Genomic DNA, 22,877 nt, shown 5'->3' on the forward strand with positions numbered 1-22,877 from the left:
GCCCTCGAAGTTCGAAAGCCCTCAATCAGGCTGCGACGGACTCGTCTTCGTCGCGGTTCGCCTGGTCCTGGGTCGGGCCGCTGTCGAGACCCTTGGCATTGACGTCGCGATCGACGAACTCGATCACTGCGACCGGTGCATTGTCGCCATAGCGGAAGCCGGCCTTCAGGATGCGGATATAGCCGCCCTGACGGTCCTGATAGCGCGGGCCGAGCACGTCGAAGAGCTTCTTGACCTGCGTCTCGTCGCGCATCTGGGCGATGGCCTGACGGCGCGCATGGAGATCACCGCGCTTGCCCAGCGTGATGAGCTTCTCCACGATCGGACGAAGCTCCTTGGCCTTGGGCAGGGTGGTGACGATCTGCTCGTGCTTGATCAGCGCGGCGGACATGTTGGCGAACATGGCCTTGCGATGGGCCGAAGTCCGGTTGAGCTTACGGTTCGCGTTACCGTGGCGCATTGTTCTGTCTCCTGAAACTCAATACCGCGCGCGATCAATAATGATCTTCGTAGCGCTTGGCGAGGTCGTCAATGTTTTCGGGCGGCCAATTGGCGACATCCATACCCAGATGCAGCCCCATCTGGGCGAGCACTTCCTTGATCTCGTTGAGCGACTTGCGCCCGAAATTGGGAGTGCGAAGCATCTCGGCTTCGGTCTTCTGGATGAGGTCGCCGATATAGACGATGTTGTCGTTCTTGAGGCAGTTCGCCGAGCGCACGGAGAGCTCGAGTTCGTCCACCTTCTTGAGCAGCGCCGGGTTGAAGGCCAGCTCGGGAACGGCGTCCTGCGCCTTCTCCTTGCTGGGCTCCTCGAAGTTCACGAACACCGTCAGCTGATCCTGCAGGATGCGCGCGGCGAAAGCCACCGCGTCATCCGGCGAGATTGCGCCATTGGTCTCGATCTGCAGCGTGAGCTTGTCGTAGTCCAGCACCTGGCCCTCGCGGGTCGGGTCGACCTTGTAAGACACGCGCCGCACCGGCGAGAACAGCGCATCGACCGGGATGTAGCCGATCGGCGCATCGTCGGGACGGTTCCGGTCAGCCGGAACATAGCCCTTGCCCGTGTTGACGGTGAACTCGATGTTGATCTCGGCCCCGTCGTCGAGATGGCAGATGACGAGATCGGGGTTGAGGATCTCGATGTCGCCGGTCACGCGAATGTCGCCCGCGGTAACCGCACCAGGACCCTGCTTGGACAGCGTCAGGCGCTTCGGGCCCTCGGCCTGCATTTTGACCGCGATCTCCTTGACGTTCAGAACGAGGTCGGTAATGTCCTCGCGAACGCCGGGGACCGACGAGAATTCGTGCAGAACGCCCTCGATCTGCACCGCAGTGACGGCAGCGCCCTGGAGCGAAGAGAGCAATACGCGGCGCAGCGCATTGCCAAGCGTGAGACCATAGCCACGCTCAAGCGGCTCGGCGACGACCGAGGCGAGGCGTGCGTTGTCGCTGCCCGAAACGATGTCCAGCTTGGTCGGCTTGATAAGTTCCTGCCAGTTCCTCTGGATGGTCACGGTAACGTCCTTTCAATTTCGCGGCCCGTCGGCCGCTCAGCCGCAAACACAATGTCGCTCCCCACTCGGCGTGGGGAGCCCGTCCTGATCAGACGCGACGACGCTTGCGCGGCCGGCACCCGTTATGGGGGATCGAGGTGACATCGCGGATGCTGGTGACGTTGAACCCGGCCGCCTGCAGCGCACGCAGCGCAGACTCACGACCCGAACCGGGGCCGCGCACCTCGACCTCGAGGGTCTTCATGCCGTGTTCCTGGGCCTTCTTGGCCGCATCTTCGGCAGCGACCTGCGCCGCATAAGGGGTCGACTTGCGCGAGCCCTTGAAACCCATCACGCCCGAAGACGACCAGGAAATCGTGTTCCCCTGAACGTCGGTGATGGTCACCATGGTGTTGTTGAAGGAGGCGTTCACATGAGCAACGCCATTGGTGATGTTCTTGCGCTCGCGACGACGAACGCGTGCCGTATCAGTCTTTGCCATTTACTTCCCTTTGTCGATATCGTCGCTGCCGGCAGCCTCTATGCCCCGGCAGCTCCACCGAGGATCCGCGAGGATCCTTATTTCTTCTTGCCGGCGATCGGCTTGGCCGGACCCTTGCGGGTGCGCGCATTGGTATGCGTGCGCTGGCCACGAACCGGCAGGCCGCGACGATGGCGCAGCCCACGATAATTGCCGAGATCCATAAGACGCTTGATGTTCATCGCGACATTGCGACGAAGATCGCCTTCCACGACGTAGTCGCGGTCGATCGTCTCACGGATCTGGATGACTTCGGCGTCGGTCAGTTCATTGACACGACGCTCGGCGGGGATCCCCACCTTCTCGCAGATATCGACGGCAAACTTGTCGCCGATCCCGTGAATGTACTGAAGCGCGATGACTACGCGCTTGTTCGTCGGGATATTGACGCCAGCAATACGGGCCACGTCCGCTCTCCTTCAATCGGCACCGCCTTGGCGCGCCGTTCAACAACAATAAGGGACCGGACTCCGACCCCCACTCAATCGGGGAACCGAATCCAGCCCAATAATCCATGAGACTGGCGCGGTTCTTAAGGGGTCGGCGATCCGGAGTCAACTGCCCCCGCCAAATCCCCCGGGGTGGAGCAACGCCCCTCCCCGTCTTCATCCTGTTTGGGCTGACGCTGTTACTTTTGCCCGATCGCCGCAGAGATGTCGGCGGTGACTTCGCCGACCGGCTTCATGCCGTCGACCGTCCGCAACAGACCGCGCTCGCGATAATAGTCCACGAGCGGAGCAGTCTGCTGGTTGTAGACGTCGAGCCGCTTGCGCAGCACGTCTTCATTGTCGTCCCCCCGCGCCACGCCGCTCTCGCGAGCGCGGTTCGCGATCCGCTTGACCAGTTCGTCCGGCTCCGCAGTGATCTGGACGACGGCATCGAGCGCCATGTCCTTTTCCTCAAGCATCTGCCCGAGGGCGTCCGCCTGCACGATGGTGCGCGGGAAGCCGTCGAGCACGAAGCCCCTGCGGCAGTCCTCGGCATCGAGCCGCTCGGACACGATGCCGTTCACCACATCGTCCGAGACGAGGCCCCCAGCATCCATGATCGACTTCGCTTCGAGCCCCATCGGGGTCTTGGCCGCAATTGCGGCGCGCAGGATGTCGCCGGTGGACAGGTGTGGAATGGAGAAGGTCTCGACCAGTTTATTGGCCTGCGTCCCCTTGCCCGCCCCCGGGGGGCCCAGGAGAATCAGTCTCATCGGCGCTTTCCTCCGAGTCGCGATTTCTTGACCAGCCCCTCATATTGTTGAGCGATGAGGTGGCTCTGGATCTGGCTGACCGTATCGAGGGTCACCGTCACCATGATCAGCAGCGAAGTACCGCCGATGAATTGGCTGACCGTCAGCTGGCTGAGCAGCACTTCGGGTATCAGCGCCACGACCGTCAGATAGGCCGCACCGACCACAGTGATGCGCGTCAGCACGTAATCGATGTGCTGGGCGGTCCGCTCGCCGGGACGAATGCCCGGAATGAAGCCGCCGGAGCGCTTCAGATTATCGGCGGTGTCGGTCGGGTTGAAGACGATCGAGGTGTAAAAGAACGAGAAGAAGATGATCAGCGCGGCGAAGAGTCCGAGATAGAGCGGCTGTCCGCGACCGAGCAGCGCCGAGGTCACCTGCAGCCACTGCGGCGCATCGCCCGACGCCCCGAACCCGACCAGCGTCGCCGGAAGCAGCAGGAGCGAGGACCCGAAGATCACCGGGATCACGCCTGCGGTGTTGAGCTTCAGCGGCAGGTGCGAGGTATCGCCCTGGAACATCTTGTTGCCGACCTGGCGCTTTGGATACTGGATCAGCAGCCGGCGCTGGGCACGCTCGAAGAAGACGATGACGGCGATGACGACGATCGCGAGGATCAGCAGCCCGACGACGGCAAGCGTCGGCAGCGCGCCGGTACGGCTGAGCTCGAGCGTCTGGACGATCGTCGGAGGAAGGTTCGCGACGATGCCGGCGAAAATGATGAGCGAGATGCCGTTGCCGACGCCGCGCGCAGTCACCTGCTCGCCAAGCCACATCAGGAACATCGTGCCGCCTACGAGCGTGATGACCGTCGAGATGCGGAAGAACCAGCCCGGATTGATGACGACGCCCTGGCTCGCCTCAAGCCCGACGGCAATGCCATAGGCCTGCACGGCGCAGAACACGACGGCAAGATAGCGCGTATACTGGTTGAGCTTGCGGCGGCCCGCCTCGCCTTCCTTCTTCAGGGCCTCGAGGCGCGGAGACGCCGAGGATACGACCTGAATGACGATGGAAGCGGTGATGTAGGGAATGAGGTTGAGCGCGAAAATCGCCATGCGCTCGACGGCACCGCCCGCGAACATGTTGAACATGCCCACGATGCCCTGCTGCGCCTGCTCGAAAGTGGCGCGGTAGGCGTCTGGATCGATGCCGGGTACGGGAATGAACGTCCCGAGGCGGTAGACGAGCAGCACACCCAGGGTGAACAGGATACGCTGCTGTAGGGCCTTGGCCTTGGCGAAGGTCCCGAAATTGAGGTTCCTGGCCAGTTGCTCGGCTGCGGACGCCATATTCGCTCCTTGGGAAAGACCCATCGACGATCGCTTCGGCGTACCGAAGCGATCGCGGCCAGTTGGGCCTACTCTTCAGCCGTCGACTTTGCCTCAGGCATATCGACCTTGCCGCCGGCAGCTTCAATGGCTGCTACGGCACCTTTCGAAGCGTGCACCACATTGAAGGTCACGTTCTTGGCGGTGAATTCACCGCTGCCATTGATCAGGCGCACGCCATCACGCTCGCGACGGATGACACCGGCCTTGACCAGTGCAGCCCCGTCCACGACACCCGAGACGTCCAGCTTGCCCGCATCGATGTACTGCTGGATGCGGTCGAGCCGCACCTGGTTGTACGTCTTGACGTTGGGCACGTTGAAGCCGCGCTTCGGCATGCGCATGTGGAGCGGCATCTGGCCGCCCTCGAAGCCGTTGATCGCGACGCCGGAACGGGCCGTCTGGCCCTTACCGCCGCGTCCGCCGGTCTTGCCCACGCCCGAACCGATGCCGCGGCCGATGCGGACACGGGTCTTGTTGGCGCCGGGATTGTCCCGCAAATCGTTCAAACGCGTCATTTGACTACCCTATTCCTGCTTCTCGCCGACGACGCGCACCAGGTGCGGAAGCTTGCGGATCATGCCGCGAACTTCGGGCGTGTCCTTCAGCGTCGACTGCTTGCGCATCTTGTTCAGCCCGAGCCCGATCAGGGTCGCGCGCTGGCTCTTCTCGCGGCGGATCGGGCTGCCGATCTGCTCGACGGTAACGGTCTTGTCAGCCATTGATCTTCTCCTGGTCCGCTCGATCAGGCTTCGACGGCGGCTTCGCCGCGACGAGCCTGCAGCTCCGAGACCTTGAGGCCGCGACGCGACGCCACCGAACGGGGGCTGTCGACGCGTGCGAGCGCATCAAAGGTGGCGCGCACCATGTTGTAGGGGTTCGCTGTGCCGGTCGACTTGGCAACGATGTCGTTGATGCCAAGCGTCTCGAACACGGCGCGCATCGGCCCGCCGGCGATGATGCCAGTACCGGCCGGAGCCGCGCGCAGCACGACCTTGCCGGCGCCGTGACGCCCGTTCACGTCGTGATGGAGCGTACGCGCCTCACGCAGCGGCACACGGATCATCTGGCGCTTGGCCTGCTCGGTCGCCTTGCGGATCGCTTCGGGCACTTCACGGGCCTTGCCGTGACCAAAGCCGACGCGGCCCTTCTGGTCGCCGACAACCACGAGTGCTGCGAAGCCGAAGCGACGGCCGCCCTTCACCACCTTGGCCACACGGTTGATGTGGACCAGGCGATCGACGAATTCGCTGTCGCGCTCTTGAACGTCTCTGCTCATAATTCTTCTTCCTCGCCGTGGTTAGAACTGCAGACCGCCCTCACGGGCAGCGTCTGCAAGGGCCTTTACACGGCCGTGATAGAGGTAGGCGCCACGGTCGAAGATGACTTCGGCCACACCGGCCTTGGTGCCGCGCTCCGCGATCAGCTTGCCGATCGTGGCAGCCGCTTCTGCGGTCGCGCCGTTCTTGACCTGGTCGCGGACGTCCTTGTCCAGGGTCGAGGCGGCGGCGAGCGTGCGGCCCGAGCTGTCGTCGATGATCTGCGCGTAGATGTTCTTGTCCGAGCGGAACACGCTCAGACGCGGGCGGCCAAAGGCACGCGCCTTGAGAGCGCGCCTGACGCGGGCCTTGCGGCGTGCCGTACCCTTCAAGCTGGTTGCCATGACGGCGCTCCTTACTTCTTCTTGCCTTCTTTGCGGGCGACGAACTCGCCCAGGTACCGAACGCCTTTGCCCTTGTAGGGCTCGGGGCGACGGTAGTCGCGAATGTTGGCGGCCACCTGGCCGACCAGCTGCTTGTCGGTACCCGACACCGTGATTTCGGTCGGCGTCGTGGTGGCAAGCGTGATTCCCGCAGGGGTCTCATAGACCACTTCGTGGCTGAAACCGAGCGAAAGCTTCAGATCCTTGCCCTGCATGGCGGCGCGGTAACCCACGCCCTGGATCTGGAGCTTCTTTTCGAAGCCGGTGCTCACCCCGGTGACGATGTTCTGGATCAGCGCGCGGGTCGTACCCCAGGCCGCACGGGCCTCTGCGCTGTCGTCGGTCGGCGAGACGACGAGACCCTGCTCGGTCTGCTCGACATTGACGTTATCCATGAGCGCGACGCTCAGTTCACCCTTGGGGCCCTTGGCCTTCACGGTGCGGCCGTCGACCGAAACGGTCACGCCGCTTACCGGTTCGACCGGCTTCTTACCAGTACGGGACATATCTAATCTACCTTTGAGTCATCGTCATGCCGATGTCCCGGAGCGATCGTGCGATCGCGCCTTAGAACACGCGGCAGAGTACCTCACCACCAACGTTCTGCGAGCGCGCCTCGTGGTCGGCCATCACGCCCTTGGGGGTCGAGAGCACCGAAACACCGAGGCCATTGGCCACAGAGGGAATGTTCTTGGCCGAAGCGTAAACGCGACGACCCGGGCGCGAAACGCGCTCGATCGTGCGGATCACCGGCACGTTCTCGGAATACTTCAGTTCGATCTCGAACTCACCCGAACCGTTCTCGTTGCGCGTCTCGGTGTAGCCGCGGATGAAGCCTTCCGACTTCAGCACGTCGAGCACACGACCACGGAGCGTCGAGGCAGGGGTGGAGACCGAAGTGCGGCGACGCATCTGCGCATTGCGGATGCGGGTCAGCATGTCTCCGATGGGATCGGTAAAGGACATCTTCTCTGTTCTCCTACCAGCTCGACTTGACCATGCCGGGCACCTGCCCGAGATTGCCCAGCTCACGCAGGGCAATGCGGCTCATGCGGAGCTTGCGGTAGAAACCGCGCGGACGGCCCGACACTTCGCAGCGATTGCGGATCCGCACGGGAGCCGAATTGCGCGGAAGCTCGGCGAGCTTGAGCTGTGCGGCAAAGCGCTCTTCGAGCGAAGCCGACTGATCCTTGGTCAGCGCCTTGAGTGCGGCGCGCTTGGGCGCATACTGCTTGGCGAGCTTGCGGCGGCGCTTGTTCTTTTCGATTGAGCTGGTCTTTGCCATGTCTCTTCCTCTCGCTCTTCCGGATTACTGCCGGAAGGGGAAATTGAAAGCCTTCAGAAGCGCGCGCGCCTCGTCGTCCGACTTCGCGGTGGTGCAGATCACGATGTCCATGCCCCAGATCTGGTCGACCTGGTCATAGTTGATCTCGGGGAAAATGATGTGTTCCTTGATCCCCATCGCATAGTTGCCCGCGCCGTCGAACGAGTTCGGGTTGAGCCCGCGGAAGTCGCGGACGCGCGGCAGGGCGATGTTCACCAGCCGGTCGAGAAACTCGTACATGCGCGTCTTGCGCAGCGTCACCTTCACGCCGAGCGGCATCTGCTCACGCACCTTGAAGCCGGCGATCGACTTGCGGGCATGCGTGATCACGGGCTTCTGGCCGGCGATGCGCTCGAGGTCGGCAGCTGCGGTCTTCACCTTCTTGGTGTCGGCCACGGCTTCGCCCACGCCCATGTTCAGCACGATCTTGTCGAGCTTGGGCACTTCCATCGGGTTCTTGTACCCGAAATCCTTCACGAGGCTCGCGCGGATCGCATCGTCATACTGCGTGCGAAGGCGCGGAATGTAGAGCTCAGCCATCGATCACATCTCCGGTGGTCTTGGCGACGCGCGATTTCACGCCGTCTTTGATCTGGAAACCGACGCGGCTCGGCTTGCCATTGGCATCGGCCAGCGCGATGTTGGACAGGTGGATCGGCGCTTCCTTGGTGTAGATGCCCGCATCCTGGCTCGCGCTCTGCTTGGTGTGACGGCGCACGAGGTTGATCCCCTGCACCAGAGCACGCGTTTCGCTCGGGATGACGCGCAGGACCTGGCCGGTCTTGCCCTTGTCCTTGCCTGCGAGCACGACGACCTTGTCGCCCTTCTTGATCTTGGCGGCCATTACAGCACCTCCGGCGCCAGCGAGATGATCTTCATGTGGTTCCTGGACCGCAACTCACGCGGAACCGGCCCGAAGATACGGGTGCCGATCGGCTCCTTGTTGTTGTTGATCAGAACCGCAGCGTTCCGGTCGAACCGGATGACGGTGCCGTCGGGACGACGGATGTCGTTGGCGGTGCGCACGACGACGGCCTTCATCACCTGGCCCTTCTTGACACGGCCGCGCGGGATGGCGTCCTTGACCGACACCACGATGATGTCGCCCACCGACGCATACTTGCGATGCGAGCCGCCCAGCACCTTGATGCACATGACACGACGGGCGCCGGAATTGTCGGCGACGTCGAGGTTGGACTGCATCTGAATCATGACTGGATGCCTTCTTGGTTATCCTGCGACCCGCCCTGCCCGGCCTGCCGCACTAAGTCTGGTTTATGCGTTTTGGACCAGCGTCCAACGCTTGTTCTTGGAGATGGGCGCGCATTCCTCGATCCACACGGTATCCCCGACCTTGGCGCTGTTGGCCTCGTCATGGGCGTGGTACTTCTTGGAACGGCGAACCGTCTTCTTCATCACGGGGTGGGTGAAGCGCCGCTCGACGCGCACCACGACCGTCTTCTCATTCACATCGGAGACGACGGTCCCCAGCAACATACGCTTTGGCATCTGGGTCGCTCCTTACTTCGCAGCGCTCTTCTCGGCAAGGATCGTCTTGATCCGCGCGATCTCGCGGCGGACCTGACGAACCCGTGCCGGAGATTCCAGCTGCTGGGTGGCGCGCTGGAAGCGCAGGTTGAACTGTTCCTTCTTGAGGCTGAGGAGCTGGTCCTTCAGCTCGTCGGGGGTCTTGGCCCGCACATCGGAAGTCTTGGTAGCCATGATCCTCAATCCGCAATGCGGGTGATGACCCGCGTGGTGATCGGAAGCTTCATCGCGCCCAGGCGCAGTGCTTCCTTAGCGACGTCCTCGGGCACACCGTCGATCTCGAACAGGATGCGGCCCGGCTTGACGCGCGCGGTCCAGTACTCGACCGAACCCTTGCCCTTACCCATGCGGACTTCGGTCGGCTTCTTGGAAACCGGCAGGTCCGGGAAGATACGGATCCAGACGCGGCCCTGGCGCTTCATCTCGCGGGTGATCGCGCGGCGGGCCGCCTCGATCTGCCGTGCAGTGACGCGCTCGGGTTCCTGGGCCTTGAGGCCGAACTGGCCGAAGTTCAGGTCCGTGCCACCCTTGGCAACGCCATGGATGCGGCCCTTGTGGGCCTTGCGGAACTTTGTACGTTTTGGTTGCAGCATGGTGAACTAACCTTCCTAGCCGGCAGCCTGGGTACGACGATGGCCACCGCCCTCGCCGCCCTCGGTCGCACGGCGCTCATGCGCCGACGGATCGTGCTCGAGCACTTCGCCCTTGAAGATCCAGACCTTGATGCCGATGATCCCGTAAGTGGTCTCGGCTTCGGCGGTGCCGTAATCGATGTCCGCACGCAGCGTGTGCAGCGGAACGCGACCTTCGCGGTACCATTCGGTCCGAGCGATGTCCGCGCCGCCGAGACGGCCGCCGACGTTAACGCGGATGCCACCGGCACCCATGCGGATCGCGGTCTGCACGGCACGCTTCATCGCACGACGGAACGCCACGCGGCGCTCGAGCTGCTGGGCGATGCCCTGGGCCACCAGTGTCGCATCGGTCTCGGGCTTGCGGACCTCGACGATGTTGATGTGGACCTCGCTGTCGGTGAACTTCTTCACCTTGGCGCGGATCTTGTCGATGTCAGCGCCCTTCTTGCCGATCACGATGCCCGGACGGGCGGTGTGGATCGACACGCGGCACTTGCGGTGCGGACGCTCGATGACGATCTTGGAAACCGCCGCCTGCTTCAGGTCCTTGAGCAGCTGCTCGCGGATCTTCAGGTCCTCCTGCAGGAGCGAGCCATACTCGCCCTTGTTGGCGAACCAGCGGGAATCCCAGGTGCGATTGACGCCGAGGCGGAGCCCGATTGGATTGATCTTCTGACCCATTATGCGGTCTCCTCAACTTGACGCACGACGATCGTCAGATGCGCAAAAGGCTTCTCGATCCGCGAGGACCGGCCGCGGCCACGGGCCATGAAACGCTTCATGACGAGCGAGTTGCCGACATAGGCCTCGGAAACAACGAGGGCATCGGTGTCGAGCCCATGATTGTTCTCGGCATTGGCGATGGCGCTCTCGAGCGTCTTCCGGACGGGGCCGGCGATCCGCTTGCGGGAGAATTCGAGATCGGCCAGAGCCTTCTCGACCTTCTTGCCGCGGATCAGCTGCGCCACGAGGTTCAGCTTCTGGGGGCTCGTGCGGAGCATCCGCAGAACCGCCTTGGCTTCAGTGTCCTTGAGCGCGCGCTGGCTTTTTGGCTTGCTCATCTTACTTCCTCTTGGCCTTCTTGTCGGCCGCATGCCCGTAATAGGTACGGGTCGGGGCGAACTCGCCGAACTTGTGGCCGATCATGTCTTCGTTGACGCTCACCGGCACGTGCTTCTGGCCGTTGTGGACACCGAAGGTGAGACCCACGAATTGCGGCAGGATCGTCGAGCGGCGGCTCCAGATCTTGATCACTTCGTTACGGCCGGACTCGCGGGACTTCTCAGCCTTCTTGAGCAGGTAGCCGTCGACGAACGGGCCCTTCCAAATAGAACGGGTCATGGTTTACCTGCCCTTCTTGACGTGGCGGCTGCGGACGATGAACTTGTCCGTGGCCTTGTTGCTGCGTGTCTTCTTGCCCTTGGTCGGCTTGCCCCACGGCGTGACCGGGTGACGGCCACCGGAGGTGCGACCCTCGCCACCGCCATGCGGGTGATCGATCGGGTTCATCGCGACACCGCGGGTGACGGGCTTGCGCCCGAGCCAGCGGGAACGACCGGCCTTGCCGAGCGAAGTGTTCGAGTGGTCCTGGTTGGACACGGCCCCGACCGTCGCAAGGCACGTGCCATGCACGCGGCGCTGCTCGCCCGAGTTGAGGCGGAGAACCGCCCAGCCTTGGTCACGGCCCACATACTGGGCGTAAGCGCCGGCCGAACGTGCGATCTGGCCACCCTTGCGGGGCTTCATCTCGACGTTGTGCACGAGCGTGCCGACGGGCATCCGCTCGAGCGGCATGGCGTTGCCCGGCTTCACGTCCACGGTACCCATGGACGAGATCACCTTGTCGCCGGCCGCGAGGCGCTGCGGCGCAAGGATGTAGGCCTGCTCGCCGTCCTCGTAGTTGACGAGGGCGATGAATGCGGTCCGGTTGGGATCGTATTCAAGACGCTCGACAGTGCCGACTACGTCGAACTTGACGCGCTTGAAGTCGACCAGACGATACGTCCGCTTGTGCCCGCCGCCACGGTGGAAAGCCGTGATGCGACCGCGATTGTTACGACCGCCCTTGGAGGTCAGCCCCTCGGTCAGCGTCTTGACCGGGGCGCCCTTCCAAAGATCCGACCGGTCGGTCGTGATCAGCTGGCGGCGACCGGGAGAGGTCGGATTATATTGCTTGAGACCCATTGTGCTCTCTCCCTACAGGCCGGTTGCCACGTCGATCGACTGGCCGTCGGCGAGGGTGACGATTGCCTTCTTGACGTCGTTACGGACGCCGATCCGGCCACGGAACCGCTTCACCTTGCCCTTGCGGACGAGGGTGTTGATCGCCTTGACCTTGACCGAGAAGAGCGCCTCGACGGCTTCCTTGATCTCGGGCTTGGTGGCGCTCATCGCGACATCGAAGACGACCTGGTTGTTCTCGGACGCCATGGTCGACTTCTCGGTGATCACGGGATTCCGGATCACGTCATAATGGCTGTACTTGCTCATGCGAACCGTGCCTCCAGCGCTTCGAGCGCCGCCTTGGTCAGAACGAGCTTCTGACGGCGGAGGATGTCGACGACATTGATCCCCTGAACCGGCAGAACGTCGATCTGCGGAATGTTGCGCGCGGCGAGCGCGAAATTGGTGTCGAGCTCGGCGCCGTCGATGATGAGCGCGTTTGCCCATTCGAGCTTGCCGAACTGGCCGCGGAGCGCTGCAGTCTTGGGCGCGGCGGTCGAGACCGTGTCCACGATCACCAGCTCACCGGCCTTGGCCTTGGCCGACAGCGCATGCTTGAGAGCGAGCGCGCGGACCTTCTTGGGCAGGTCGATGGCGTGGCTGCGGGTCTCGGGACCGAATGCACGGCCGCCACCACGGAACTGCGGAGCCTTGCGATCGCCGTGACGTGCGCCGCCCGAGCCCTTCTGCTTGACGAACTTGCGCCCGGTCAGAGCAACGTCGGAACGGTGCTTGACCTGATGGGTGCCGCTCATCGCCTTGAGCTGCTGGTAGCGCACCATGCGGTGCAGGATGTCCTGGCGGACTTCAAGGCCGAACACGTCGTCCTTGAGCGTCACCGAGCCGGCCGACTGGCCGTCGAGGGTCGTGACCTGGAGTTCCATTATTCAGTCTCCCCCGCAGCTGCCTTGAACGAGCCGGGCAGCGCGATATCCTTCGGGGCCGCCTTCTTGACCGCGTCGCGGATCATGATCCAGCCACCCTTGGAGCCGGGCACCGAGCCCTGCACCATGATGAGCCCGCGCTCGACATCGGTCTTGACGACCTTCACGTTCTGCGTGGTCACGCGACGGTCGCCCATGTGGCCGGCCATCTTCTTGCCCTTGAACACCTTGCCGGGGTCCTGGCGCTGACCGGTCGAGCCGTGCGAGCGGTGCGACACGGACACACCGTGCGTGGCACGCAGGCCGCCGAAATTGTGGCGCTTCATGGCGCCGGCGAAACCCTTACCGATCGAGGTGCCGGTCACGTCGACCAGCTGCCCTTCCACGAAGTGATCCGCCTGCATGGTCGCGCCGACCTCGATGAGGTTGTCGGGGTCCACGCGGAATTCGCTGACACGGCGCTTCGGCTCGACCTTGGCGACGGCGAACTGGCCGCGCTGCGCCTTGGGCGTATTGTTAGCCTTGGCCAGACCGGCGCCCAACTGGAGCGCGGTATAGCCGTCCTTTTCTGCCGTCCGCTGGCCCACCACCTGGCAGTTCTGCAGCCCGAGCACCGTAACGGGCACGTGTGCGCCGTCCTCGGTGAAAATGCGGGTCATGCCCAGCTTCTGTGCGATCAAACCAGAACGCATCGGTCCAAACCTTCTCTTCTGCTAGAGCTTGATCTCAACGTCTACGCCGGCGGCGAGATCGAGCTTCATCAGTGCGTCAACCGTTTGCGGGGTCGGGTCCACGATGTCCAGAAGACGCTTGTGGGTCCTGATCTCGAACTGTTCGCGGCTCTTCTTGTCGATGTGCGGCGAACGGTTGACGGTAAACTTCTCAATTCGCGTCGGCAGCGGGATCGGCCCGCGCACCTGGGCACCCGTACGCTTCGCCGTATTGACGATCTCACGCGTGGAAGTGTCCAGAACACGGTGGTCAAACGCCTTGAGCCGTATGCGAATATTTTGACCGTTCATGTTGTCATTCCTGAGCAAAATGGAACGCGGCGCGCTATGGCGGCGCGCCGCGCATTCATTTGTCGAACTTACTTGAGGATCTTTGCGACGACGCCGGCGCCAACCGTACGGCCGCCCTCACGGATGGCGAAGCGGAGCTTCTCTTCCATCGCGATCGGAACGATCAGCTGAACGTTCATGTTCACGTTGTCGCCTGGCATCACCATCTCGGTGCCTTCGGGGAGCGTGACCACGCCGGTCACGTCCGTGGTCCGGAAGTAGAACTGCGGACGGTAGTTGCCGAAGAACGGAGTGTGACGGCCGCCCTCTTCCTTGGTCAGGATGTAGGCTTCTGCCACGAAGTCCGTGTGCGGGGTAACCGAACCGGGCTTGCAGAGAACCTGGCCGCGCTCGACCTGGGTGCGATCGATACCGCGGATCAGCGCACCGATGTTGTCACCGGCCTGGCCGCTGTCCAGCAGCTTGCGGAACATCTCGACACCCGTGACCGTGGTCTTCTGGGTGGCCTTGATGCCGACGATCTCGACTTCCTCGCCAACCTTCACGATGCCACGCTCGACACGGCCGGTCACGACGGTGCCGCGGCCCGAGATCGAGAACACGTCTTCGATCGGCATCAGGAACGGCTGGTCGACCGGACGCTCCGGCTGCGGGATGTACTCGTCGACATTGCGCATCAGCTCGAGCACGGCGTCGTGGCCGAGCTTCGGATCGCCATTCTCGAGTGCAACGAGGGCCGAGCCCTTGATGATCGGAATGTCGTCGCCCGGGAAGTCGTACGACGAGAGAAGCTCGCGGACTTCGAGCTCGACGAGCTCGAGCAGTTCCGGATCGTCGACCATGTCGCACTTGTTGAGGAAGACGACAAGCGCCGGCACACCGACCTGACGGGCGAGCAGGATGTGCTCACGAGTCTGCGGCATCGGGCCGTCGGCAGCCGACACGACCAGGATCGCGCCGTCCATCTGGGCAGCACCGGTGATCATGTTCTTCACATAGTCGGCGTGGCCCGGGCAATCGACGTGAGCGTAGTGACGGTTGGCCGTCTCGTACTCGACGTGTGCGGTGTTGATCGTGATGCCGCGTGCCTTCTCTTCGGGGGCCGCGTCGATCTGATCATAAGCCTTGAAGGTCGCGCCGCCGGTCTCGGCGAGGACTTTGGTGATGGCAGCCGTCAGCGACGTCTTGCCGTGGTCGACGTGACCGATGGTCCCGATGTTGCAGTGCGGCTTAGTGCGGGAAAACTTTTCCTTAGCCATCGCTTCTCTCCGTATTCAAATCAGCCCGCAGGCTGGATCTTGAGTTTTTAAAGTCTCGAAACTCAGGCGTACTTGGCCTGAACTTCATCGGCTACCGCCTGCGGTACCTGCTCGTAGTGATCGAACTGCATCGTGTACTGCGCACGACCCTGGCTCATCGAGCGCAGCGAATTCACGTAACCGAACATGTTGGCGAGCGGCACATAGGCATTGACGACCTGTACGACGCCGCGGTTTTCCGTGCCGTGGATCTGGCCGCGCCGCGAGTTGAGGTCGCCGATGACGTCGCCCATGTAGTCTTCCGGCGTCGTGACTTCAACCTTCATGATCGGCTCGAGCAGCTTCGGGGAGGCCTTGCGCAGGCCTTCGTTGAAGCCGGCACGACCAGCGATTTCGAAGGCCAGCACCGAGGAGTCCACGTCGTGATAGGCGCCGTCGGTCAGAGTGACCTTGACGTCCACGACCGGGAAGCCGATCAGCACACCCGAATTCATCACCGACTTCACGCCCTTTTCGACGCCCGGGATGTATTCCTTGGGCACCGCGCCGCCAACGATCTTGTTGACGAACTCGAAGCCTGCACCGGTCTCGTTCGGCTCGATGGTGAGCTTGACGCGGGCGAACTGGCCCGAACCGCCGGACTGCTTCTTGTGGGTGTAGTCGATGTCGGTCGTCTTGGTGATGGTCTCGCGATACGCCACCTGCGGCGCACCGATATTGGCCTCAACCTTGAACTCGCGCTTCATGCGGTCGACGAGAATGTCGAGATGCAGTTCGCCCATGCCCGAGATGATCGTCTGGCCGCTCTCTTCGTCGGTCTTGACGCGGAAGCTCGGATCCTCGGCGGCGAGGCGCGCAAGGGCGAGACCCATCTTCTCCTGGTCGGCCTTGGACTTCGGCTCGACGGCGATGTCGATAACCGGATCCGGGAAGATCATGCGCTCGAGGATCACCTTGGCGTTCGGCACGCAGAGCGTGTCGCCCGTGGTGGTGTCCTTGAGCCCGACGATCGCAACGATGTCGCCGGCGAAGGCTTCCGAGATCTGCTCGCGGCTGTTGGCGTGCATCTGGAACATGCGGCCGACGCGCTCGCGCTTCTCCTTGACCGTGTTCTCCAGCATCATGCCCTGCTCGAGCTTGCCCGAATAGATGCGGCAGAAGGTCAGCGAGCCCATGTGCGGGTCGTTGGCGATCTTGAAAGCCAGCATCGAGAGCGGCTCGCTGTCATCGGCATGACGCTCGATCGGCTCTTCGGTCGCCGCGTCGATGCCGCGGATGGCCGGAATGTCGATCGGGGACGGCAGGAAGTCGATGACGCCGTCGAGCAGGGGCTGGACGCCCTTGTTCTTGAATGCCGAACCGCAGAAGACCGGGAAGAACTTCACATCGACGGTGCCGCGGCGGATGAGCCGACGGATGGTGTCGTTGTTGGGCACTTCGCCTTCGAGATAGGCTTCCATCGCAGCGTCGTCGATCTCGACGGCGGCTTCGATCATCGCCTCGCGGTACTTGACGGCACGTTCCTTGAGATCCTCGGGGATCTCGACGACATCCCACTGCGCACCGAGCTCCTCATTGCGCCAGACGAGCGCATTCATCTCGATGAGGTCGACGACGCCCTTGAACTCGTTCTCGGCGCCGATCGGCAGCTGCACGACTACGGCCTTCGCGCCGAGACGCGAACCGATCATCTCCACGCAGCGGTAGAAGTCGGCACCGATCTTGTCCATCTTGTTGACGAAGATCATGCGCGGCACGTTGTACTTGTCGGCCTGGCGCCAGACCGTCTCGGTCTGCGGCTCCACACCGGCATTGGCATCGAGCAGCGCAATGGCGCCGTCGAGCACACGCAGCGAACGTTCCACCTCGATGGTGAAGTCCACGTGACCCGGGGTATCGATGATGTTGAAACGGTGCAGATGGCCGCTACGGCCCTTCCAGAACGTGGTCGTCGCGGCCGACGTGATGGTGATGCCGCGCTCCTGCTCCTGCTCCATCCAGTCCATGGTGGCAGCGCCGTCATGGACTTCGCCGATCTTGTGGCTCTTACCGGTATAGTAGAGCACACGCTCGGTGGTCGTGGTCTTGCCGGCATCGATGTGGGCCATGATGCCGAAATTGCGGTAGTCTTCGATTGCGTGTTCGCGTGCCATCGTAGCCTCCGGTTACCAGCGGTAGTGCGAGAAGGCACGGTTGGCGTCAGCCATACGGTGCGTATCTTCGCGCTTCTTGACGGCCTGGCCGCGCCCGTTGAGAGCATCCATGAGTTCGCCCGAGAGGCGCTCACGCATGGTGTTCTCGCCGCGCTTGCGGGCCGAGTCGATGAGCCAGCGAATGGCCAGGGCCTGCTGACGCTCGGTCCGCACTTCCACCGGGACCTGGTAGGTGGCACCACCGACGCGGCGCGAACGCACTTCGACGGCGGGGCGGATGTTGTCGAGCGCAGTGTGGAACACGGCGATCGGATCCTGCTTGGTCTTCTGCTGCACGATGTCGAATGCGCCGTAGACGATGCCTTCGGCAGCCGACTTCTTGCCGTCCTTCATGAGCGAGTTCATGAACTTCGAGACAATGATGTCGCCGAACTTGGGATCAGGAATGATTTCGCGTTTTTCTGCGCGGTGACGACGGGACATGGAACGCTCTCCTTACTTCGGCCGCTTCGCGCCGTACTTCGAACGACGCTGCTTGCGATCCTTGACGCTCTGGGTGTCGAGGACGCCGCGCAGCACGTGGTAACGCACACCGGGAAGGTCACGCACACGGCCGCCACGGATCAGGACCACGGAGTGCTCCTGAAGGTTGTGGCCTTCACCGGGAATGTACGAGATCACTTCACGCTGGTTGGTCAGGCGAACCTTGGCAACCTTGCGCAGAGCCGAGTTCGGCTTCTTGGGGGTCGTGGTATAGACGCGTGAGCAGACGCCGCGCTTTTGCGGGTTCGCTTCCATCGCCGGGACTTTGTTCCGCTTGGGCTTGGATGCCCGTGGCTTGCGGATCAACTGATTAATGGTCGGCATTGCGCTCTTTCCATCCGTCCAGAATTCATCTCGATCAGTCCGTAAACAAACCAAAACGACGCCCGCTCGGTCCCGACCGGGACAGCGGCGCCTTTGAATGCAGCGGACCACTCTCCAACCCGGAGAGCGTTCATGCGAACAAGGATGTCTTACGTCTGTTTACCGAACCAGTGTGTTTGAGTTTCCTGGATGCCCGCGCTTGGTGGCAGATACCCGGCTGAAACTCACGACCGACCGCTAAGGTGGGCTCTCTCTAAGACGCCTGACTCGCCCCGTCAAGGATTCTTTCACAGAAACCCTTTTGGCAGGCGCATGGCAGCTACCCGCCCTCGCCCGACGCGCTCTGTCCACCGTTTCGGTGGCGATCCGGCCCCGATTGAGGGGTCTTCAGACGAAAAAAGGGGGGCCGATGCCCCCCTTCCCTCAGCTCATTGCGCGGTGCCTATTCCGCAGGCGTCGCGGGCTCTGCGGGAGTCGGCGCGGGAATCGCGGCCGTCTCCGCCTGGCGGCGACGCTCGTCGAGGATCAGATCGTCACGCTTGGTGGCGATCAGCTTGGCCTTGCTGATGCCGGCGCCCGTACCCGCCGGAATCAGGCGGCCCACGATGACGTTCTCCTTGAGCCCCTCGAGCAGGTCGGCCTTGCCCGAGACTGCCGCCTCGGTCAGCACGCGGGTGGTCTCCTGGAAGGAGGCCGCGGACACGAACGACCGGGTCTGCAGCGAGGCCTTGGTGATACCCAGGAGGACCGGGACAGCCTCGGCGCGCTTCTTGCCCTCGGCCTCGAGCCGATCGTTGAGCTCTTCGAAGTCGAGCCTGTCGATCTGCTCGTCCTTGAGCATGCCGCTGTCGCCCGGATCGGTGATCTCGACCTTCTGCAGCATCTGGCGAACGATCACCTCGATGTGCTTGTCGTTGATCAGCACGCCCTGAAGTCGATAAACCTCCTGGATCTCGTTGACGAGGTAGCGCGCAAGCTCTTCCACGCCCTTGATCGCCAGGATGTCGTGCGGTGCCGGGTTGCCGTCGAGGATGTACTCGCCCTTCTCGATGGCATCGCCTTCCTGAAGATGGAAAGGCTTGCCCTTCGGGATGAGGTACTCGACCGGCTCGGCCGATGCGTCATCGGGCTCGATGATGATGCGGCGCTTGTTCTTGTAGTCGCGCCCGAAACGGATCGTGCCATCGATTTCGGCAATGATCGCGTGGTCCTTCGGACGACGGGCTTCGAACAGTTCCGCGACGCGCGGCAGACCACCGGTGATGTCCTTGGTCTTGGCGCTTTCGAGCGGGATACGCGCCAGCACGTCGCCCGGTGCCACCTTCTCGCCCGGCTCGACCGCGATGACCGCGTCTACTGAGAGCAGGTAGCGGGCATCGCCGCCGCGTTCCACCTTGGCGACGGTGCCGCCACGGGTGATGGCCAGAGCCGGCCGCAGCCCGTCACCGCGCTGGTTGGTCCGCCAGTCCATCACGACGCGCTTGGTGAAGCCCGTCGTCTCGTCGGTGGTTTCCGCAACGGATGCACCGTCGACCAGGTCCTCGAACGCCACCTCGCCCTCGACTTCGGCGAGGATCGGGCGGGTATAGGGATCCCACTCGGCGATACGCTGGCCGCGCTTGACCTCGGTGCCGTCATCGACACGAAGCTTGGCGCCATAGGTCACGCGGTGCGTGGCCCGGTCCTTGCCCTCATTGTCGACGATGGCGAGCACGACGTTCCGGCCCATTGCCACCAGCTGTCCACCGGACACCTTGGCGACATTGCGGTTGCGGATCTCGATCTTGCCCTCGGCCCCGGCTTCGAGGAACGAGCTGTCGACCACCTGTGCCGTCCCGCCGATGTGGAACGTGCGCATCGTGAGCTGGGTGCCCGGCTCGCCGATCGACTGCGCCGCGATGACGCCGACCGCTTCGCCGATATTGACCGGAGTACCGCGTGCCAGGTCGCGACCATAGCACGCCGCACAGCAGCCCTGGCGGAGTTCGCAGGTCAGCGGCGAGCGGATCAGGACCGACTGGACCTTCGCCGTCTCGATCGCCTCGATGTGCTTCTCGGTCAGCAGCGTGTTGCGCTCGGCAAGCGTCTCGCCCGAATTTGGGTCGATGATGTCCTGCGCCGTCGTACGGCCCAGGATGCGCTGGCCAAGGCTCGCAACCACCTGCCCGGCATCCACGATGGCTTCCATCGTGAGGCCGTTCTCGGTGCCGCAATCGAGCTCGGTGATGATCGAATCCTGCGCCACGTCGACGAGACGACGCGTCAGGTACCCCGAGTTCGCGGTCTTCAGCGCCGTATCCGCGAGACCCTTGCGGGCGCCATGGGTGGAGTTGAAGTACTCGAGAACGTTCAGGCCTTCCTTGAAGTTGGCCGTGATCGGGGTCTCGATGATCGAGCCGTCCGGACGCGCCATCAGGCCGCGCATACCGGCAAGCTGCTTCATCTGGGCCGGGGAGCCGCGGGCCCCCGAATGGCTCATCATGTAGACCGAGTTGATCGGCTTCTGGCGTCCGGTTTCCTCGTCGATCTGAACGGCGGCAATGCCCTTCATCATCTCCTCGGCAACCTTGTCGCCACACTTGGCCCAGGCGTCGACAACCTTGTTGTACTTCTCGCCCTGAGTGATCAGGCCGTCATTGTACTGCTGCTCGAACTCCTCGACCTGCTTGCGGGCGGCCTCGACGATCCCGGCCTTGGAGGCGGGGATCACCATGTCGTCCTTGCCGAACGAGATGCCGGCGCGGCAGGCATGCTTGAAGCCCATGTCCATGATCCGGTCGCAGAAGATGACCGTCTCTTTCTGCCCGCAGGCGCGATAGACCGTGTCGATCATCTTGGAGATCATCTTCTTGGTCATCAGCTGGTTGCACGTCTCGTAAGGGACGGCAACGTGCTTGGGCAGGAGCTGGCCCATCAGCATGCGGCCCGGGGTCGTCTCGACCACGGCCGTGCCGATCTCGCCATTCTCGCCGACGGTCCGCACGCGCCCCTTGATCTTGGTGTGCATGGTGACCGTGCCGGTCTGCAGGGCATGCTCGAGCTCGCCCATGCTGGCGAAAGCCATGCCCTCGCCCGGCTCGCCGTCATTCATCAGCGAGAGATGGTAGAGCCCCAGCACGATGTCCTGGCTCGGCACGATGATCGGCTGGCCGTTCGCAGGGTGCAGGATGTTGTTGGTCGACATCATCAGCACGCGCGCTTCCAGCTGGGCCTCGAGGCTCAGCGGAACGTGCACGGCCATCTGGTCGCCGTCGAAGTCGGCGTTGAACGCGGCGCAGACCAGCGGGTGCAGCTGGATGGCCTTGCCCTCGATCAGCGTCGGTTCGAAGGCCTGGATGCCCAGCCTGTGCAGCGTCGGCGCGCGGTTGAGCAGCACCGGGTGCTCGCGGATAACCTCGTCGAGGATATCCCAGACTTCCGGCTTTTCCTTCTCGACCAGCTTCTTGGCTTGCTTCACCGTCGAGGAGAAGCCCTTGGCTTCGAGCCGCGAATAGATGAACGGCTTGAAGAGTTCGAGCGCCATCTTCTTGGGCAGGCCGCACTGGTGCAGCTTCAGCTCCGGACCCACGGTGATCACCGACCGGCCCGAATAGTCGACGCGCTTGCCGAGCAGGTTCTGGCGGAACCGGCCCTGCTTGCCCTTGAGCATGTCCGAGAGCGACTTCAGCGGACGCTTGTTGGCGCCGGTGATGGTCCGGCCGCGACGGCCGTTGTCGAACAGCGCATCGACCGCTTCCTGAAGCATGCGCTTCTCGTTGCGGATGATGATGTCGGGCGCACGCAGCTCGATGAGGCGCTTCAGCCGGTTGTTGCGGTTGATGACGCGACGATAGAGATCGTTGAGGTCGGAGGTCGCGAAGCGGCCGCCATCCAGCGGCACCAGCGGGCGCAGCTCGGGCGGGATCACCGGAATGATCGTCATGATCATCCATTCGGGCTTGTTGCCCGAAACGATGAACTGCTCGACGATCTTGAGGCGCTTGGCCAGCTTCTTGGGCTTGAGCTCAGTGGTCGCTTCGGCGATCTCTACGCGCAGGTCCGCCGCAATCTTCTCGAGATCGAGCGCAAGCAGGATGTCGCGGATCGCCTCGGCGCCGATCTTGGCGGTGAAGCTGTCGGCCCCATACTCGTCCTGGGCGTCCAGGTACTGCTCTTCGGTCAGCAGCTCGTGCTGGCTGAACGGGGTCAGGCCCGGCTCGAGCACCACATAGTTCTCGAAATAGAGAATGCGCTCGATATCCTTGAGCGTCATGTCGAGCAGCAGCGCGATGCGCGAGGGCAGCGACTTCAGGAACCAGATGTGCGCGACCGGCGCGGCAAGCTCGATGTGGCCCATGCGCTCGCGGCGCACGCGGCTCAGCGTCACCTCGACGCCGCACTTCTCGCAGATGACGCCCTTGAACTTCATGCGCTTGTACTTGCCGCACAAGCACTCATAGTCCTTCACGGGGCCGAAGATGCGCGCGCAGAACAGGCCGTCACGCTCGGGCTTGAACGTGCGGTAGTTGATGGTCTCGGGCTTCTTGATCTCGCCATAGGACCAGCTGAGGATCTTCTCGGGGCTCGCAATGTTGATCTTCATCTGATCGAACTGCTGCGCCGGGACCTGCGGATTGAAGGGGTCCATGACGTGGTGATGATGATTCATCTAGTAT

The 22,877-nt window shown here is 63.1% G+C and carries 32 protein-coding genes; all 32 read right to left on the reverse strand.

Annotated features, from left to right (window positions below; translation table 11 throughout):
* Positions 1-25: 25 nt before the first annotated feature.
* Positions 26-460 carry a 50S ribosomal protein L17 gene (gene rplQ / locus EMQ25_RS07575; RefSeq protein ID WP_127187934.1) on the reverse strand — a complete coding sequence of 145 codons (435 nt, stop codon included), beginning with the start codon at positions 458-460 and terminating at the stop codon, positions 26-28.
* Positions 461-494: 34 nt separating this feature from the next.
* Positions 495-1,514, reverse strand: a complete 1,020-nt coding sequence (locus tag EMQ25_RS07580) for a DNA-directed RNA polymerase subunit alpha (protein ID WP_127187935.1) — start codon at positions 1,512-1,514, stop codon at positions 495-497.
* Between the two features lie 88 nt (positions 1,515-1,602).
* A complete protein-coding gene (gene rpsK, locus EMQ25_RS07585; RefSeq protein WP_127187936.1) occupies positions 1,603-1,995 on the reverse strand; it encodes a 30S ribosomal protein S11 in 393 nt (130 codons plus the stop codon).
* A 77-nt stretch (positions 1,996-2,072) separates the two neighbouring features.
* Positions 2,073-2,441, reverse strand: a complete 369-nt coding sequence (gene rpsM, locus EMQ25_RS07590) for a 30S ribosomal protein S13 (RefSeq protein WP_127187937.1) — start codon at positions 2,439-2,441, stop codon at positions 2,073-2,075.
* A gap of 221 nt (positions 2,442-2,662) precedes the next feature.
* Positions 2,663-3,235 carry an adenylate kinase gene (locus tag EMQ25_RS07595; protein WP_127187938.1) on the reverse strand — a complete coding sequence of 191 codons (573 nt, stop codon included), beginning with the start codon at positions 3,233-3,235 and terminating at the stop codon, positions 2,663-2,665.
* Positions 3,232-4,566, reverse strand: a complete 1,335-nt coding sequence (gene secY / locus EMQ25_RS07600) for a preprotein translocase subunit SecY (protein WP_127187939.1) — start codon at positions 4,564-4,566, stop codon at positions 3,232-3,234. Before secY ends, EMQ25_RS07595 begins: the two co-directional genes overlap by 4 nt.
* Before the next feature lie 68 nt (positions 4,567-4,634).
* Positions 4,635-5,123: a 50S ribosomal protein L15 gene (gene rplO, locus EMQ25_RS07605; protein WP_127187940.1), complete on the reverse strand. Its 489-nt coding sequence runs from the start codon at positions 5,121-5,123 to the stop codon at positions 4,635-4,637.
* Positions 5,124-5,132: 9 nt separating this feature from the next.
* Positions 5,133-5,327 carry a 50S ribosomal protein L30 gene (gene rpmD / locus EMQ25_RS07610; protein WP_127187941.1) on the reverse strand — a complete coding sequence of 65 codons (195 nt, stop codon included), beginning with the start codon at positions 5,325-5,327 and terminating at the stop codon, positions 5,133-5,135.
* A 23-nt stretch (positions 5,328-5,350) separates the two neighbouring features.
* Positions 5,351-5,884, reverse strand: coding sequence for a 30S ribosomal protein S5 (gene rpsE / locus EMQ25_RS07615; RefSeq protein ID WP_127187942.1), 534 nt, complete (start codon positions 5,882-5,884; stop codon positions 5,351-5,353).
* Between the two features lie 21 nt (positions 5,885-5,905).
* On the reverse strand, positions 5,906-6,268 hold the full coding sequence (gene rplR / locus EMQ25_RS07620; protein WP_127187943.1) for a 50S ribosomal protein L18: 363 nt from the start codon (positions 6,266-6,268) through the stop codon (positions 5,906-5,908).
* An 11-nt stretch (positions 6,269-6,279) separates the two neighbouring features.
* Positions 6,280-6,813 (reverse strand): 50S ribosomal protein L6, encoded by a 534-nt coding sequence (gene rplF, locus EMQ25_RS07625; RefSeq protein ID WP_127187944.1) that lies wholly within the window; start codon positions 6,811-6,813, stop codon positions 6,280-6,282.
* Positions 6,814-6,874: 61 nt separating this feature from the next.
* Positions 6,875-7,273 carry a 30S ribosomal protein S8 gene (gene rpsH / locus EMQ25_RS07630; protein WP_127187945.1) on the reverse strand — a complete coding sequence of 133 codons (399 nt, stop codon included), beginning with the start codon at positions 7,271-7,273 and terminating at the stop codon, positions 6,875-6,877.
* 13 nt (positions 7,274-7,286) lie between these two features.
* Positions 7,287-7,592, reverse strand: coding sequence for a 30S ribosomal protein S14 (gene rpsN / locus EMQ25_RS07635; RefSeq protein ID WP_127187946.1), 306 nt, complete (start codon positions 7,590-7,592; stop codon positions 7,287-7,289).
* A gap of 24 nt (positions 7,593-7,616) precedes the next feature.
* Positions 7,617-8,171 carry a 50S ribosomal protein L5 gene (gene rplE / locus EMQ25_RS07640; RefSeq protein WP_127187947.1) on the reverse strand — a complete coding sequence of 185 codons (555 nt, stop codon included), beginning with the start codon at positions 8,169-8,171 and terminating at the stop codon, positions 7,617-7,619.
* Positions 8,164-8,475 (reverse strand): 50S ribosomal protein L24, encoded by a 312-nt coding sequence (rplX, locus tag EMQ25_RS07645; protein ID WP_127187948.1) that lies wholly within the window; start codon positions 8,473-8,475, stop codon positions 8,164-8,166. Before rplX ends, rplE begins: the two co-directional genes overlap by 8 nt.
* The gene (gene rplN / locus EMQ25_RS07650) at positions 8,475-8,843 is read right to left on the reverse strand and encodes a 50S ribosomal protein L14 (protein WP_127187949.1); all 369 of its coding nucleotides are present in this window, start codon (positions 8,841-8,843) and stop codon (positions 8,475-8,477) included. Before rplN ends, rplX begins: the two co-directional genes overlap by 1 nt.
* 63 nt (positions 8,844-8,906) lie before the next feature.
* On the reverse strand, positions 8,907-9,140 hold the full coding sequence (gene rpsQ, locus EMQ25_RS07655; RefSeq protein ID WP_127187950.1) for a 30S ribosomal protein S17: 234 nt from the start codon (positions 9,138-9,140) through the stop codon (positions 8,907-8,909).
* Between the two features lie 12 nt (positions 9,141-9,152).
* Positions 9,153-9,353, reverse strand: coding sequence for a 50S ribosomal protein L29 (gene rpmC, locus EMQ25_RS07660; RefSeq protein ID WP_127187951.1), 201 nt, complete (start codon positions 9,351-9,353; stop codon positions 9,153-9,155).
* A gap of 5 nt (positions 9,354-9,358) precedes the next feature.
* A complete protein-coding gene (gene rplP, locus EMQ25_RS07665) occupies positions 9,359-9,772 on the reverse strand; it encodes a 50S ribosomal protein L16 (RefSeq protein WP_127187952.1) in 414 nt (137 codons plus the stop codon).
* 15 nt (positions 9,773-9,787) lie between these two features.
* Positions 9,788-10,495, reverse strand: a complete 708-nt coding sequence (rpsC, locus tag EMQ25_RS07670; protein ID WP_127187953.1) for a 30S ribosomal protein S3 — start codon at positions 10,493-10,495, stop codon at positions 9,788-9,790.
* The gene (rplV, locus tag EMQ25_RS07675; RefSeq protein WP_127187954.1) at positions 10,495-10,875 is read right to left on the reverse strand and encodes a 50S ribosomal protein L22; all 381 of its coding nucleotides are present in this window, start codon (positions 10,873-10,875) and stop codon (positions 10,495-10,497) included. Before rplV ends, rpsC begins: the two co-directional genes overlap by 1 nt.
* Before the next feature lies 1 nt (position 10,876).
* On the reverse strand, positions 10,877-11,155 hold the full coding sequence (rpsS, locus tag EMQ25_RS07680; RefSeq protein ID WP_127187955.1) for a 30S ribosomal protein S19: 279 nt from the start codon (positions 11,153-11,155) through the stop codon (positions 10,877-10,879).
* Between the two features lie 3 nt (positions 11,156-11,158).
* Positions 11,159-11,998: a 50S ribosomal protein L2 gene (rplB, locus tag EMQ25_RS07685; protein WP_127187956.1), complete on the reverse strand. Its 840-nt coding sequence runs from the start codon at positions 11,996-11,998 to the stop codon at positions 11,159-11,161.
* A gap of 12 nt (positions 11,999-12,010) precedes the next feature.
* Positions 12,011-12,304 (reverse strand): 50S ribosomal protein L23, encoded by a 294-nt coding sequence (locus EMQ25_RS07690; protein WP_127187957.1) that lies wholly within the window; start codon positions 12,302-12,304, stop codon positions 12,011-12,013.
* The gene (gene rplD / locus EMQ25_RS07695) at positions 12,301-12,921 is read right to left on the reverse strand and encodes a 50S ribosomal protein L4 (RefSeq protein ID WP_127187958.1); all 621 of its coding nucleotides are present in this window, start codon (positions 12,919-12,921) and stop codon (positions 12,301-12,303) included. The genes EMQ25_RS07690 and rplD overlap by 4 nt, the downstream gene beginning before the upstream one ends.
* Entirely contained in the window at positions 12,921-13,613 is a 693-nt protein-coding gene (rplC, locus tag EMQ25_RS07700) for a 50S ribosomal protein L3 (RefSeq protein WP_127187959.1), read from the reverse strand. Before rplC ends, rplD begins: the two co-directional genes overlap by 1 nt.
* Positions 13,614-13,634: 21 nt before the next feature.
* Positions 13,635-13,943 carry a 30S ribosomal protein S10 gene (gene rpsJ, locus EMQ25_RS07705; protein ID WP_035038345.1) on the reverse strand — a complete coding sequence of 103 codons (309 nt, stop codon included), beginning with the start codon at positions 13,941-13,943 and terminating at the stop codon, positions 13,635-13,637.
* 68 nt (positions 13,944-14,011) lie between these two features.
* Positions 14,012-15,202, reverse strand: coding sequence for an elongation factor Tu (gene tuf, locus EMQ25_RS07710; RefSeq protein ID WP_127187960.1), 1,191 nt, complete (start codon positions 15,200-15,202; stop codon positions 14,012-14,014).
* 62 nt (positions 15,203-15,264) lie between these two features.
* Entirely contained in the window at positions 15,265-17,355 is a 2,091-nt protein-coding gene (fusA, locus tag EMQ25_RS07715) for an elongation factor G (RefSeq protein ID WP_127187961.1), read from the reverse strand.
* Between the two features lie 12 nt (positions 17,356-17,367).
* Positions 17,368-17,838: a 30S ribosomal protein S7 gene (gene rpsG, locus EMQ25_RS07720; protein WP_127187962.1), complete on the reverse strand. Its 471-nt coding sequence runs from the start codon at positions 17,836-17,838 to the stop codon at positions 17,368-17,370.
* A 12-nt stretch (positions 17,839-17,850) separates the two neighbouring features.
* Entirely contained in the window at positions 17,851-18,222 is a 372-nt protein-coding gene (gene rpsL, locus EMQ25_RS07725; RefSeq protein ID WP_035080811.1) for a 30S ribosomal protein S12, read from the reverse strand.
* 442 nt (positions 18,223-18,664) lie between these two features.
* Positions 18,665-22,870 (reverse strand): DNA-directed RNA polymerase subunit beta', encoded by a 4,206-nt coding sequence (gene rpoC / locus EMQ25_RS07730; RefSeq protein WP_127187963.1) that lies wholly within the window; start codon positions 22,868-22,870, stop codon positions 18,665-18,667.
* Positions 22,871-22,877 lie beyond the last annotated feature (7 nt).

This window comes from Arsenicitalea aurantiaca (assembly GCF_003994485.1).
In the GTDB taxonomy this organism is placed as follows: Bacteria; Pseudomonadota; Alphaproteobacteria; order Rhizobiales; family Devosiaceae; genus Arsenicitalea; species Arsenicitalea aurantiaca.